The organism is Haloarcula nitratireducens (assembly GCF_019599505.1).
In genome coordinates, this window is the sequence record NZ_RKLT01000001.1 from 800,041 (window position 1) to 814,209 (window position 14,169).

Below are 14,169 nucleotides of genomic sequence, written 5' to 3' on the forward strand. Positions count from 1 at the left end.
ACTCCCCGCACGGTGGTGAGACGGGATGAGCGATACCCGACCGCTCGAACCCGACATCGCCATCGCATCGCCGGACGTCGGTGAGACGGAGCTACGTCGTATCCACGATGTACTGCGCTCCGGCCACCTCAGCGGCGGCGACGAGGTGGCCGCGTTCGGCGAGGAATTCGCGGATTACTGCACAGTTGCACACGGCGTTCCGACCAGCAACGGAACGACCGCTCTCCACGCCGCCCTCGAAGCGCTGGAGCTCGGCGCGGACGACACCGTCCTCACGACCCCGTTCTCGTTCGTCGCCACGGCCAACGCCGTGCGTCACGTCGGCGCGACGCCGGTCTTCGCCGATATCGACCCGACGACGTACAACCTGGACCCCGAGGCGGTCGAGGCGACCGCCGAAGCACACGGAGACATCGACGCCATCCTCGCCGTCCACCTCTACGGCTGTCCCGCCCCGATGGCGGAGTTGCGCGAGATCGCCGACCGATACGACGCCGCCCTCGTCGAGGACGCCGCACAGGCCCACGGCGCGGCGTATCGGGGCCGCCCCGTCGGCAGTCTCGGCGACGTCGCCTGCTTCAGCTTCTACCCGACGAAGAACATGACGACGGGCGAGGGCGGGATGGTCGTCACCGACGACGACGCGCTCGCCGACCGGCTGCGGAGCTACATCGACCACGGTCGCGACGGCGAGGGAAACCACGCCGTCGTCGGCCACAACTTCCGGATGACGGACATCTGTGCGGCCGTCGGGCGCGTGCAGTTGGGGAAACTCGACGACTACGTCGCCGCCCGGCGAGAGCACGCCGCGGCGTACGACGACGCGCTGGCCGAAACCGACGTCGTCGGGCCGGTCGAACCCGACGGCTGTCGGCACGCCTACCACCAGTACACCGTCCGATGTGACGACCGCGAAGCGCTGCGGTCCCACCTCCGAGACTACGGCATCAGTCCCGCGGTGTACTACCCGACCCCCATACACGAGGAACCGGCCTACGACAACGTCGACGCGTCGCTCCCGGCGGCCGAACGCGCGGCGAAGGAGGTCCTCTCGCTGCCGGTCCACCCGTCGCTCTCGACGGACGACGTTCGGCGGATCACAGTCGCGCTCACGGAGTACGAAGCATGAACACGAGAAATCCGCTCGCCGCCGGCGTCGTCGGCGTCGGGAGCATGGGAAAGCACCACGCACGCGTGTACAACGAACTCCCCGGCGTCGAACTCGCCGGCGTCGCCGACGCGAACGACGCGGCGGCCGCCGAGGTCGCCGCCGAGTACGGGACCGGCGTCGCGGACGCGGACGACCTCTTGGAGGTGGTCGACCTCGTCTCCATCGCCGTCCCGACGCGGTTTCACTATCACGTCGCCTCGAAGGCCATCGAGGCGGGCACCTCCGTCCTCATCGAGAAGCCCTTCGTCAGCAACCCACAGCACGGCCGCGAGCTCATCCGCCACGCCGACGACGTCGGCGTCCAGCTGCAGGTCGGTCACGTTGAGCGGTTCAATCCGGTCGTAGACGTGCTCAAAGACGTCCTCGCCGACGTCGAACCGATCGCCGCCTCGGCCCGCCGCCTCGGCCCGCCGGTCTCGCGCGACGTCGAGGACGACGTGGTCATCGACCTGATGATACACGACATCGACGTCGTCTGCTCGCTGTTCGACGACGACGTGGCGGGCGTCAGCGCTCTCGGCGCGTGCAACGGCGACTACGCCGACGCGCAGATCGAGTTCGCGGACGGCACCGTCTGTTCGCTGACCGCCAGCCGCATCACGCAGGAACGGATACGAGACCTCTCGGTGACCGCCCGGGAGTGTCACGTCGACGTCGACTTCATGGACCAATCGATGCGCATCTACCGCCACTCGGACCCGTCCTACCACACGAAAGACGGCGACGTCAGGTACAGCCAGGAGAGCATCATTGAGCGCCCGGCCGTCGAGAGCGACGAACCGCTCAAGCGTGAACTGCGCTCGTTCGTCGACTGCGTGCGCGAGGGGACGACCCCGCGCATCACCGGCGAGGACGGCCTCCGCGCGCTCTCGATAGCCAACGAGATAAGCGACCTCGCGTCCGCTCACGAGCTCGAACACAGGGAGGTGAGCGTCAGTGACGGCAGCACGACCTGAGGGGGCGCTCTACGCCGCCGAGACCGGCGGGTTGGCGATCCAGGAGGCGTTCGTCGACGGCGAGATTCCGGTCGCCGTCTACGGGCTCGGGAAGATGGGTCTGCCGCTCGCGGCCGTCCTCGCCGACGTGACGGGGAACGTCACCGGCGTCGACATCGACCCCGAGGTGGTGGACGCGGTCGAAGCGGGCGAGTCCCCCGTCGGCGGCGAACCCGGGCTCTCCGAACTCGTCGCCGAGACGGCGGCCGACGGGTCGCTGACCGCGAGCGCCGACCCCGCCGCGGCGGCCGAGGGGGCGCGGATGCACGTCCTCATCGTCCCGACGCTGCTGGACGAGACGAACGAACCCGACCTCTCGGCGCTGCTCGCGGCCGTCGACGCCGTCGGGGAGGGTCTCGACTCGGGCGATCTCGTCGTCGTCGAGTCGACGGTGCCGCCGGGGACGACGCGCGACGTGGTCACGCCGCGTCTGGCGGAGCGAAGCGGGCTGGATCCGTCGTCGTTCGGCGTCGCGTTCTGCCCGGAGCGGACCGCGAGCGGCCGCGCGCTACGGGACATCCGCGGTGCCTACCCGAAGGTCGTCGGCGGCGTCGACGACGAGAGCGAGCGCGTCGCGGGCCTGCTTTACGAGAAGGTGACGAGCAACGAGGTCATCCGCGTCGGCGACGCGACCACCGCCGAGTGCGTCAAGGTGTTCGAGGGGATCTACCGCGACGTGAACATCGCGCTCGCCAACGAGCTCGCGCGCGTGACCGACCTGCTGGACGTGGACGTCAACCGGGCCATCGAGGTGGCCAACACCCAGCCGTTCTGTGAGATTCACGACCCCGGACCGGGCGTCGGCGGCCACTGCATCCCGCTGTACCCGCACTTCCTCACCTCGCAGGTCGACATCCAGCTGCCGCTCGTCGAGACCGGCAGGTCCGTCAACGACGCCATGTCGACGTTCGTCGCCAACGCCGTCGTCAGGTGCCTCGACGACCGTGACGTCGACGTCGCGGACGCGGACGTGTTGCTACTTGGCGTCGCCTACCGCGCCGGAGTCGACGAGACGCGCAAGACGCCGGCCCGCCCGATCGCGGATAGGCTCTCGAAACTCGGCGCGTCGGTCTGGGCTACCGACCCGGTCGTGGACGTGTCGGGCGTCCCGGAGTTCGACGCGACGCCGCTCGACCACGACGGCATCGAGGACGCCGCCGCGCGCTTCGACGCCGTCGTCCTCGTGACGGCCCACGAGGAGTACGAACGCATCGACTACGGCGCGTTCGAGGACGCGGTCGCGGTCGATACGCGGGCGGTCCTCGACGGGGAGTCGCTGCCGGTCTACACGGTCGGTAGCGGCACGCGATGAGCGCGCCGTTCGATTTTGTCCTGTTAACACATGTCTCGGTAACGAACGCGGCGAACGGGTTCGTAGTTCCCGCCTTATGTGTAAGAATACTTCCATAACAAAGTATTAAGTGCTAATCGCGTGACTGATTTGACACGCGCTTGGGTTCGGACGGTACTACTGGTCGAGACCACACGGGGGTGCGGTCGAGACTATCCCGACGCGGTTCCGATTCGCCGTCCGAGACCACGCCGTCGAGGGTTATCCATGAGCACACAGGACCAATCCACCACCGGAACGAGCATCGAGGAGTCAGGACGCGAACGCAGTCAGTCGGTGGAGGCCGAACAGGAAGCGCCGGCCGACGTCGAGGCGGAGGAGGCCGAGCAGAGTTCGCTCTCGCTCGACCTGATATTCGAGATCCTGAAGAACAGCCGCCGCCGCGAAGTGCTGCACTATCTCCGCGAGGCGGACCCGGACGAACGGGTCTCGCTGGGAGAGCTGGCCGAACACGTCGCCGCGATCGAGAACGACACTACCACGGACGCGCTGACGTCGAGCGAGCGAAAGCGCGTCTACGTCGGGCTGTATCAGTGTCACCTCCCGAAGATGGACGACATGGGCGTCGTCGACTTCAACCAGGACAGGGGTCACGTCGCGCTCGCGCCCGCGGCCGACTACCTGACGGAGTACCTCGACACGCCGAGCGACGCGACCGCCGTCCGCTGGCACCGTTACTACGCCGCCATCTCGGGGATCGGTCTCGCCGTAGTGACCCTCTCGGCGGCGGCCGGGCTCACGGGCGGCGTGTTGATGGCGCTCGTCGGTCTCGTCGTCGGGACGTTCACATTCTGTTCGGCCTGCCACTGGCTGGCCGAGTCCCGCACCGACAACTGACCGCGGCGCGACCGGCGCTGTCTCGATCATCTCCACCGCTTCTTCACTTCCGCCGGCGACCACGGACGAGCGGCGGCTGTGGCGACCGTCACCGACCGCGAGGGTGGCGTGAGGACCCGGTCTCTCATCGACGGGCGCACGCGACGCGAGTGGCGGGGCAGTCGAGTCGAGAACGACGACTGCTCGATCGAACGCGTCGAGTCCCTGGTCCCGCTCTACTGCAAGTCCCGGAGCCGGGCGTCAGATTACGACGGCCGTCTCTCCTTCTGGATTCGCCTCACTCCTTCCCCTAATGTTCATCATCGTTCAGATAGTTCACGTCGCTCGACCAAGCGTCAAACGAAAGGGGCCGCCGTCCGTCGGTAGGGCTGTCTTACACCTGGCTAAAATCCCCATTGAAGTCATCGTATAGCGGCGAAAAGAGTGTTTAACTCCCGCAGTACGACCTCGAGTGAATCACTGCCTTCCCGGACGACCTCTCTCTACGTCCGCGGTTCGACGTTCTGGTTCAGGTGGAAGACGTTCTCCGGGTCGTACTTCGTCTTGACCTCGGCCAGTCGGTCGTAGTTGTCGCCGTACAGCATCGTCGTCGGGTCCTCGGCGAACCCGGGGAAGTTCCCGTATCGACCGGATGCGACGTCGAGAGCCGCGATCTCGTCGAAGCAGTCGCGAGCCCACTCGACGTTCGCGTCGTCGTCGCTCGCGTCCTCCCAGTTGGCTTCGACGTTGAACATGAACGGCTTGTCGCGGTGCCAGAACGCCGTCGCGTCCTCTGGGACGTCGGCGACGGCACCGCCGAGATGCCAGACGTCGAGCGTCGAGAGGGCGGACGGGGCCGACTCGTTGTATCGGACGGCGATGTCCACCACCTCGTCGGTGAGTTCGGTGAGGAAGACGGACTTCCAGTAGTAGCGCAGGCCGTCGGGGTAGTCCGCGTCGAGCATCGACTGGAGCGCCTCGTAGGGCATCGGGCCGCTGAGGTCGGCGATAGGGGTCGCGCTCTCGCGCAGGGCGGCGTAGACGTCCTCGGCGTCGCCTCTCTCGCCCCGGAACGACCCGAGCATCGCCACCGCCGGTTCGCCCCACGACGGTTCGGGGAACTCGTCGAGCTCCGGGACGTGTCCGAGGAACGGCAACACGCCGGCGTCCCGGGGCGCGGTGTCGGCCCACTCTCGGAACCCGTCGAAGACGGTCTCGGCGTCGTCGCCGTGGAACCAGGCGAAGAAGGCGTACACCTCGGGACCGACCTCGTGGAGTTCGTACTCGAAGGACGTGACGACGCCGAAGTTGCCGCCCCCGCCGCGGATGGCCCAGAACAGGTCCTCGTGGCTGTCCTCGCTGACGGTCAGCACCTCGCCGTCCGCGGTTACGACGTCCGCGGACACCAGATTGTCTGCCGCGAGGCCGTATTCCCGCGAGAGGTGGCCGTAGCCACCGTTGAGCGTCAGGCCGGCGATGCCGGTCTCCGAGACGGCACCGAGCGCCGTCGCGAGGCCGAACACCTGCGTCTCGTGGTCGACGTCGCCCAGTTCCGCGCCGCCGCCCGCCCGAACGGTTCGAGCCGCTCGGTCGACGCGGACGCCGTTCATCGGCGAGAGGTCGATCATCAGACCGCCCTCCGTGACCGACTTCCCCGCGACGTTGTGGCCGCCGCCGTGGACGGCGATCTCGAGGTCGTTCTCCCGCGCGAAATCGACGCAGGCGACGACGTCGGCCGCCCCGGTACAGCGAACGATGAGCGCCGGTCGCCGATCTATCATCGCGTTCCAGATGGCTCTGGTCTCGTCGTACTCGGGGTGGCTCGGAGTGACGAGCTCGCCCCGCACGCGCTCTCGAAGCGGTGCGATCTGCGCGTCCGGCAGCTCCGCCGGGCTGTCTGTGGGTTCTTGTGACATGGGGAGAGAGACGCTGTCAGACGGCGTAGTTATGCGCTGAGGATCGGTGACGGCAGTCGGGTAAGCCGACCTTCGGGCGGTCGCCTCGGGCGAGCGGCATCGTCCGAAACGAGGGCGGTCGCGCGCATAGGGAGGTCGTACTCTGTGAGCGGCCCGCTGCCAGTCGGCCCCGCCCCGGGTACCGATGACCGGCTCCGCGTCGCCGCACGGAGATTCATTACGTGAGCGAACCAACACTCTCGCATGGAGTCATACGATTTCGCGGTCGTCGGGTCGGGGTCCGGTCTCAGCGTGGCGAGCGTCGCGGCGAACCGGGGGCAGTCCGTCGCCGTCGTCGAGAAGGGGCCGCTCGGCGGGACGTGTCTCAACCGCGGCTGTATTCCCTCGAAGCTGCTGCTGTATCACGCCGACGTCCTGGAGACGGTGCGACGGGCCGGGGAGTTCCACGTCGGCGTCGAAGTACGGGACGTGGACTTCGAGACCATCGTCCGCGAGGTGAACGAGGAGGTGGCCGGAGAGGCCGAGGCGATCCGCCGCGGGTTACACGAGTCGCCCAACCACACGCTGTTCGAGGGCGAGGGGCGCTTCGTCGGCGAGCGAACTATCGAGATCACCAGTGGCACCGACGCCGGCACCCGAATCGAGGGGGAGACCGTGCTGATAGCCGCCGGGACGCGCCCGGCGATTCCGGACGTGGACGGCATCGACGACGTGGACTACTTGACGAGCGCGGAGGCGCTCCGGCTGGAGACGCCGCCCGAGCACCTCCTCGTGGTCGGCGGCGGCTACGTCGCCGCCGAGTTAGCGCACTTCTTCGGGACGTTCGGCAGCGACGTGACTATCGTCGGCCGCCGGCCGCACTTGCTCCCCGAGGCGGACGGAGAAGTGGCCGAACTGTTCACCGACCGGTACGCCGACCGCTTCACCGTCCACACCGGCCACGCCGTCACGGCCGTCACCGAAGGCGACGGGGGTGCGGTGACGCTGACCGCACGCCCGTACGCGTACGGCGAGGACGCGGAGAACGGAGGAAGCGGGGAGTCGGGCGGTATCGACGCCGACGCGGACCCGGTAACGGCGACGGGAGACGCCCTCCTGGTCGCCGCCGGACGGCGGCCGAACACGGACACGCTGAACCCCGACGCGGCGGGCGTCGCCGTCGACGACGCCGGGTTCGTCGAGACCGACGAGTACCTGCGGACGACCGCCGACGGCGTCTGGGCGCTCGGCGACATCGTCGGCGAGTACCTGCTGAAACACAGCGCCAACCACGAGGCCCGCGCCGTGATCCGCAACCTGTTCGGCTCGGAACGCCGCCCCGTCGACTACACCGCGATGCCCTTCGCCGTGTTCGCGTCGCCGGAGGTCGCCGGCGTCGGGGCGCGCGAGTCGGACTTGGCCGCGGCCGACCGGGAGTACGCGACTTCCACCTACCGCTACGAGGACACCGCTCGCGGGAACGCGATGCACGCCGAGGGACTCGCGAAGGTACTCGTCGCGCCCGACGGCGAGATCCTCGGGACGCATATCGTCGGCCCGGACGCCTCAGCGCTGATTCAGGAGGTCGTCGTGGCGATGAAGGCCGGAACGGGGACTGTCACTGACGTCCGCGAGTCCGTCCACGTCCACCCGGCGTTGCCGGAAGTGGTCCAGCGCGCCTTCTCGGGGCGGTTCACGCACGGGAGTCACGGCCACCATCATCACGACTGACCGCCGACCGGTCGCCCGACGGGGTCAGTCGTCAGCCGCCGCTTCGACTTCTTCCCAGCCGTTTCGGACGTCCTCCTCCGAGACGTCCATGTCGTGTTTCTCGTCCGCGTGAGTTCGGACCAGGTCGATTACCTCTCGGTCGTCGTCCGAGCGAATCATGAATCCGCAGGCGCTACAGCCGAATTGGTGTGTCATCGTGTATCTACCGGAGTGGCTCCGGCCTTCGGGGTGTCGTCGTCGCCGGGCATTAGTATACCCCAGCTATCTCCTTCACGCCGTCGTCCGGTCACGACAAGCCGGACTTTCGAGGGACCGTGCCATCGGGCGATCACACCGGTTCTCGCGATTCTGCCGTCACACAGCTGTCGATAAGACGGTGTTATGTCGCTCTGCACCGATCTATCATCAGTATGGGAGACACCAAAGCGGGCCGCGACGAGAAGGGCCCGCGCGAGGGCGAACGACAGCGCGAGGAAGAACTGAAAGCGGAACTCGAAGAACGCGAGGAAGCCGAGGAGCGGGAAGCCCAGGCGGAACTGGCCGACGACGAATGAGACGCGACAATCGCTCATCGGGAGAAACGGGTATCGGTTACAGAAGCGACGCCGCGATCCAGTTCGGCGAATCGAACTGGATGCGGGTGATGTCCGGTCTGACGCTCGCCCCGCCGTCCCCGCCTGAGCTGAGGTTGGCACGTGTATCCGTGTGGGGCGTCACGCTGGGGGTGAGTCCGGATGCGTCGCTCCGTCCCAACGCGTTCCGTGCCGCGACGCAGTCCGAGGACAGGACCAGTGAGGGCCTCGACACTGGACGCGACAACCCCACATTGTGAACGGTCCATTATGAGCATACGCGGGTTACTGCCCGCTACGACGAAGTAAGGTGACGAATCACACGGTGAGTCGCTACCTTCAGTGAGTAAACGAGTAACTTCTAGTATAAACGTGAACGCCAATCGTACCAATAGTCCCGGCTGTTCGCCGCTCGGAGACCTCGAACGTCGCGTTACGGGGCGATCGTCGTCGCCACGTCGAGCGTACGTGTCCGCGGGCCGTCACACTCCACCAAGAGGACTGACTGCCACGTCCCGAGGTCGAGGTCGCCGTCCGCGACGGGAACCGAGACGCTCGACCCCAGTAACATCGCCCGGAGGTGAGCGTCCGCGTTGTCGTCGATCTCGTCGTGGTCGTACGCCTCTCCGGCGGGGGCGAGTCGGTCCAGCGCCCGCTCGACGTCACCGAGTAGTCGTCGCTCGCGCTCGTTGACGCAGACGCCGGCCGTCGTGTGTCGCACGAACACCGTACAGACGCCCCGTTCCACGTCATCGGGGACGGTCTCGGCGACCGCTGACGTGACGTCTTCGACGGTGACCCGCTCGTCCGTGTCGATCTCGAGTCGCATGTGCGCGGGGACGCGGGCCGGCGTGATGAAAGTGCGGCTCGGTCCGCCACCGGGAGCACGAGGTGGTCGCCGTCGCGTTCGAACGTCGTTCCGAACGGCGCCGAGCGCTCGCGCATCCGGTCGCGCCCCCACGCGGCGGCCGTCTCGCTCGCTTCGCGGGCCGCGAGGTCGGCGATCTCCGTCGGTACCAGCCGGAGAGTCCCGACGCTCCCGGAGGTCGCCCCAGACCGCCGTCACCGGTCGGTGTCGCCACCGTTCGTCTACGAGCCGGCCCGACATCACGTCGCCGGTCAGTCCGAGCCTGATCGCCGCGGTCGATGTGCTCGCTGGATTTACAGCCGCTTCGTCGCCGCTCAGGCCTGGGCCGGTGCGCCGACGACGACCACCTGGCAGTCGGCCAGTTCCCGGACCTTTCTACCGACGCCGGAGAAGTGCGTGTCGTGACTGCCGTGTTCCCCGACCACGATAGTCTCGGCCCCGACGTCTGCGGCGTACTCGACGATGACCTCGTGGGGCAGGCCGTGACGGGAGTCCCCTTCGACGCGGACGCCGCTGCCCGCCGCCATCTCCGAGACCTCGGTGACGCACATGTTCGCGTGATCCTCGGCGTATATCGTCGCCAGCTCCGCCGAACTCAGCGCCGGTTCGTTGAACCGTCGTTCGTCCACGACACAGAGGACGTGCAGCGTCGCGCCCGTCTCCTTGGCGCGATCGATCGCGTGTTTCGCGGCCGCGCGAGCGTACTCGCTCCCGTCCGTCGCTAACAGGATGTGCTCCATACCCGGAGTACCACGCACCAGTAGTTAAGTTTTTGTCACTACTCCGCTTGCGGGGTCCCACAACTATAGGAACGTCCCCCGCGACGACCCTGCATGAACGACCGCATGGCCATCCTCGGGGGAACGTTCACGCCCCTGCACGACGGGCACCGCGCCCTCCTGCACAGCGCGTTCCAGACCGCCTCGCACGACGGTGACGGCGACGGCCACGTCGTCGTCGGTCTGACCTCGACCGATCTGGCGACGGAGACCCGGAGCGACCCCTCGCACGCGGAACTGCTCGGCCCGTTCGACGCTCGCCGAGACGCGCTGGAAGAGACGCTCGGACGCGTCAGCGGGGCTTACACGGCCTCCTACGAGATCTCGAAGATCACCGACGCGTACGGACCCGCGGTGAGCCGCGAGGACGCGGACGCCCTCATCGTCGCGCCGGAGGGGAAAGCTCACCGACGCGCCCACGACCTGAACGACGAGCGAATCGACCGCGGGTTTCGCCCCCTCGAGATCCACACCTCGCCGTTCGTCGTCGCCGAGGACGGTCACCGCATCAGTAGCACGCGCATCCGCGACGGCGAGATCGACCGCCACGGCCGCCTGCTATCGGCGGAGTCTACCGCAGAGTCCGACCGCGCGCAGTAACAAAGGTATGCCTGTTATCGAGAGACGGCGGCGGTAACGACCGATTACCGCCGGGACGACCGCGTTCGAAGTCACTCCCCCGACTCGCTCTCGGGGTCGTCGTACGTCTCGGCGAGGCCGTCCGCCCGTACCATCGCCGAGACGTACTCCGAGAGCGTCTCGGCCGACGCCGCGCCGCCGGCCGTGACGTCGCGCGTCCCGCTCGTCTCCTGTTCCTGCTCGGTCACGAACTCCTCGGTCCCGGTCACCTCGACGAAGACGCTCCGCAACTCCTGCTGCCGCGTCTCTCCGGCGCTCGCCGACGCGGGCCGGTCGGTGCTCACGGGCCTGCCCTTCGGGGCGCGTCACTGTCTCGCTCCGCCGAGCCCCGTTTCGTGCCATGATGTATCATGATACAACTGCACACTGCGGAGACGGTATTTAGTATTCGCCGCCCACGCCGCCGTAGCGAGGTCCTAGCCCGCCGTCGGCTCTCGACCCCGCCGAGAAGCGTTCGACGGAACGCCTCCGTCGCCGAACCGGTCGCTCGAACCGGATATCGCCCGCGAACCGCGGCCCTCGAACCGAGTAGGGGGGTCCTACGAGGCGACGCTCACTCGGCGTCGTCGAGCAGGCAGTCACAGCCGCCGTTGTCGATGAACTCCGTCACGGAATACTGGGTTCCACAGCGCTGACAGAGCACCTGTGCCTCCACGAACACCTCGAAATCCTCGACGGCGATCCGCTCCGTGTCACGCAGCTTCTCGATGCGGTCCTCGGTCACCGAAAGCGTCCGGGTGAGCAGCCGCTGGATGCTCTCGCGGTCGTTCGCTCGCTTCTCCTCGTCGGAGGGGTGATCGTACTCCGCGCCGCGCCACTCCTTGAGATACGAGCGGATGGCCTGATAGGTGACGAAGTCCGTCTCCACCGCGTCCACGTCCACGCCGTTCTGTTCGAGGCGGTTCCGCGTGTCGGTCCGGACGCCGGTGCTCACCTCGTCGTCCGTGAGGTTGACGTAGGTGCTGTCGACGTCCGTATCGAGCGTACTCATCCCCGCGTTTCGAAGCGCCTGTTCGAGGAGCTGCTTGTTGAAGTAGTCGGCGAGGTCGCGGAGGCTCATCCGCTCGACTCCCTCGCCCGTCCATCGCGTCTCCAGGTCCGCGCCGAGCCCGTCGAGTTCGTACTCGTCGATGAGTCGCGCGACTTTGCTCGGCGGTCGGTCGTCGGTCGTCTCTGACATCTCTTACCCTCCCTTCGCAACTGGCACTTAAAAAGGCTGCTGTGCTCAGATGGCGGTGACGCGCTCGTAGTCGCTGTCGAGCGCCTGCGCGTCCTCTTCGAGGAGCGCGATGACGAGGAAGTCGGCGTAGTCGGCGAAGTAATCGACCAGCGCGGCGATGCGGTCCGAGTCGATCGCTTCGAGCGAGTCGAGCAGCATGAACGGCACCGTCTCGTGGAGGTCGTGGACGAGGTAGCCCGCCAGCGCGAAGATGAGGCCGACGACTTCGCGCTCGCTCTCGCTGAGGTGGTCGACCGTGTCCTCGTAGGCTGCGCCGTTCTCGGTGCTCCGGACGATGTGGAGTTCGAAGGCGCTCTTATCGACCTTCCGGCGACCCTCCCGGACTGTCCGTTCGAGCCGTTCGATCCAGACCCGTTCGAGGTTCTCGTAGCCGAGGATGTCGAGGACGGCCTCCATGTGCTCGTTGAACGCCTCGACGGCGTCTTCCTCGATCTGTCCGACCTTCGTCCGCTTGTCGGTGAGCTCGTCCATGAGGGCGTCGCGCTCCTCGCGCAGGTCGTCGGCGTCTTCGACCCGGCCCTCGATCTCCTCGATCTCCTCGCTGACGTCGTCCAGATCGGATTCGAGGCTGTCGATCTCGAACTCGAGCTGGTTGGCTTCCTTGTGGAGCGTGAGGATGTCCTCGAAGTCCTCGGATTCGAGGTCTTCGACGGCCGTCTCCAGGTCTTCGACCTCGGCCTTCAGGTCGTTTCGTTGCTCTTTCAGCGAATCGATCTGCTCGGTACGCTGATCGAGTTCGTCCTCGATGTCGTCGATCTTCCGCTGGAGTTGCTCGCGGCGCTGCTGTTTCTGCTCGGCCTCGCGCTGGTCGCTCTTCAGCTCTTCGAGGTCGTCTTTCACCGACGAGAGCTCCGAGAGCTTCTCCTCCCTGAGGTCCTGAAGGCGGTCGATAGTCGACTCGATCTGTTCCTGCTCGACGGTAGAACCACACGTCCAGCAGACGACTTGGTCCTCGTCACCGTCGTCGAGCAGTTGCTCGGTCAGGGCACCGCCGTCCGCGGTTTCGCCGCCGTCGCCCTCGAGGGTATCGAGGACGTCGTAGTCGCCCGACTCGATCCGCTCCTCGTTGTACTGAATGAGGCTCTGCAGGTCGGAGATGTCGCTGTTGAGCTCCTGTCGTCGCTCTCGAAGTCGGTCGATCTCGCCTTCGAGGTGGTCCTTATCCCCCATCGGCGCGTCCGGCAGGTCCTCGAACTCGTCTTCGAGTTCGCTCTGTTCCTGGTTGAGCGAGGTGACGCTCGCTTCCTGGGACTCTATCTGCTGACGCAGCGACTCGAGGTCGGACCGGGTCGAACGGAGTTCGTCGAGCTTCTCTTCGAGCTTCTCCTGTTCCCGTCGACTCTCCTGGACGTCCCGGCTGCTCTCGTCGATCTCCTCCTCTTTCTCGGCCAGCTCTTCCCGCTTCTCCTCGATCTGTTCTCGCAGGGAGTTCCGGCGCTGTTCGAGGTCGGGGAGGTCGCGCTGTCGGGACTCGATGGTAGCGAGCTCCTCGTTTATCTCGCCTTTCTCCTCCTCTAGCTCTTCGATCTCGCGTTTGATCGCCTCGGTGTCTACCGGGCGCATGATCAGGTCCCGGAGGTCGTCGCCCCGGGCGACCGACTGTCGCGCTTCGTTGGTCTCTAAGAGGAACGCGAAGAGGTCCGCGACGTCGGAGTCCTCGAGGTAGCCCTCGCCCGAGAACTGGAGGCTGTCGCCGGCCCGAGTGAGCGTCCGCTGGTAGGTCTCGCCGCGGAACTCCATCTCGACGTTCCCCTCGTCCGCGTCGCCCTTGAGCGTCGCCTGTCGGCTCCCCATCGCGGCCATGATCGACTGCAGGAACGACGTCCTGTTCGTGGCGTTCTTCCCCGAGAGGACTGTCACACCGCTCGAGACGGAGAGTTCGGCCTCGTCGATACCACCGATATTCTCGACGGAAAATCTGGCTTTTTCTGCGAGTTCCTCTGATGCGGACATATCGATAGCAACAGCCTGTAATGTAATAAATCTTCTTACTTCCCGCGTGTTGTCGCCTGTCTCAACAGAGTTCACCGCTGAGAGCAACCTGTGGCAAACGTAGAATCGCCCCCGGACGCACTTGTATAACAAAAGTACGTACATTATTCAGACGGCGCT

At 66.6% G+C, this 14,169-nt stretch carries 14 protein-coding genes; 7 read left to right on the plus strand and 7 right to left on the minus strand.

The features are described from left to right. Positions 1-25: 25 nt before the first annotated feature. The 4 genes from EGH23_RS04135 (at position 26) to EGH23_RS04150 (ending at position 4,354) form a co-directional block, all read left to right on the plus strand. The gene (locus tag EGH23_RS04135; RefSeq protein WP_220578748.1) at positions 26-1,129 is read left to right on the plus strand and encodes a DegT/DnrJ/EryC1/StrS family aminotransferase; all 1,104 of its coding nucleotides are present in this window, start codon (positions 26-28) and stop codon (positions 1,127-1,129) included. Next, positions 1,126-2,127 carry a Gfo/Idh/MocA family protein gene (locus EGH23_RS04140; RefSeq protein WP_220578749.1) on the plus strand — a complete coding sequence of 334 codons (1,002 nt, stop codon included), beginning with the start codon at positions 1,126-1,128 and terminating at the stop codon, positions 2,125-2,127. The genes EGH23_RS04135 and EGH23_RS04140 overlap by 4 nt, the downstream gene beginning before the upstream one ends. Beyond that, positions 2,108-3,478 (plus strand): nucleotide sugar dehydrogenase, encoded by a 1,371-nt coding sequence (locus tag EGH23_RS04145; protein ID WP_328765796.1) that lies wholly within the window; start codon positions 2,108-2,110, stop codon positions 3,476-3,478. The genes EGH23_RS04140 and EGH23_RS04145 overlap by 20 nt, the downstream gene beginning before the upstream one ends. Positions 3,479-3,724: 246 nt before the next feature. Next, entirely contained in the window at positions 3,725-4,354 is a 630-nt protein-coding gene (locus EGH23_RS04150; RefSeq protein ID WP_236044608.1) for a DUF7344 domain-containing protein, read from the plus strand. A gap of 482 nt (positions 4,355-4,836) precedes the next feature. Here EGH23_RS04150 and EGH23_RS04155 read toward each other — a convergent pair whose 3' ends face one another. Next, entirely contained in the window at positions 4,837-6,249 is a 1,413-nt protein-coding gene (locus EGH23_RS04155) for an FAD-binding oxidoreductase (protein ID WP_220578750.1), read from the minus strand. Between the two features lie 243 nt (positions 6,250-6,492). Here EGH23_RS04155 and EGH23_RS04160 point away from each other — a divergent pair, with 243 nt between their 5' ends. Next, complete coding sequence (locus EGH23_RS04160) at positions 6,493-7,959, plus strand: dihydrolipoyl dehydrogenase (protein ID WP_220578751.1); 1,467 nt, start codon at positions 6,493-6,495, stop codon at positions 7,957-7,959. Positions 7,960-7,983: 24 nt separating this feature from the next. Here EGH23_RS04160 and EGH23_RS04165 read toward each other — a convergent pair whose 3' ends face one another. Then, entirely contained in the window at positions 7,984-8,154 is a 171-nt protein-coding gene (locus EGH23_RS04165; protein ID WP_220578752.1) for a DUF1059 domain-containing protein, read from the minus strand. A 215-nt stretch (positions 8,155-8,369) separates the two neighbouring features. Between EGH23_RS04165 and EGH23_RS04170 the strand changes: the two genes are divergently transcribed. Continuing rightward, positions 8,370-8,513: a hypothetical protein gene (locus tag EGH23_RS04170; RefSeq protein WP_220578753.1), complete on the plus strand. Its 144-nt coding sequence runs from the start codon at positions 8,370-8,372 to the stop codon at positions 8,511-8,513. Between the two features lie 451 nt (positions 8,514-8,964). Here EGH23_RS04170 and EGH23_RS04175 read toward each other — a convergent pair whose 3' ends face one another. Together EGH23_RS04175 and EGH23_RS04180 are read right to left on the minus strand one after the other, a co-directional pair. Next, on the minus strand, positions 8,965-9,360 hold the full coding sequence (locus tag EGH23_RS04175; protein ID WP_220578754.1) for a secondary thiamine-phosphate synthase enzyme YjbQ: 396 nt from the start codon (positions 9,358-9,360) through the stop codon (positions 8,965-8,967). A gap of 353 nt (positions 9,361-9,713) precedes the next feature. Then, complete coding sequence (locus tag EGH23_RS04180) at positions 9,714-10,139, minus strand: universal stress protein (protein ID WP_220578755.1); 426 nt, start codon at positions 10,137-10,139, stop codon at positions 9,714-9,716. 93 nt (positions 10,140-10,232) lie between these two features. On the opposite strand from EGH23_RS04180, the gene EGH23_RS04185 reads away from it, so the two are divergent. Beyond that, positions 10,233-10,778, plus strand: coding sequence for a phosphopantetheine adenylyltransferase (locus tag EGH23_RS04185; RefSeq protein ID WP_220578756.1), 546 nt, complete (start codon positions 10,233-10,235; stop codon positions 10,776-10,778). Positions 10,779-10,849: 71 nt separating this feature from the next. Here the strand turns inward: EGH23_RS04185 and EGH23_RS04190 are convergent, their stop codons facing one another. From EGH23_RS04190 to EGH23_RS04200, 3 genes are all read right to left on the minus strand, one after another. After that, positions 10,850-11,101, minus strand: coding sequence for a hypothetical protein (locus EGH23_RS04190; RefSeq protein ID WP_220578757.1), 252 nt, complete (start codon positions 11,099-11,101; stop codon positions 10,850-10,852). A 269-nt stretch (positions 11,102-11,370) separates the two neighbouring features. Next, entirely contained in the window at positions 11,371-11,997 is a 627-nt protein-coding gene (rdfA, locus tag EGH23_RS04195) for a rod-determining factor RdfA (protein ID WP_220578758.1), read from the minus strand. Positions 11,998-12,042: 45 nt separating this feature from the next. Beyond that, entirely contained in the window at positions 12,043-14,010 is a 1,968-nt protein-coding gene (locus EGH23_RS04200; RefSeq protein WP_220578759.1) for an archaea-specific SMC-related protein, read from the minus strand. Between the last annotated feature and the right edge of the window lie 159 nt (positions 14,011-14,169).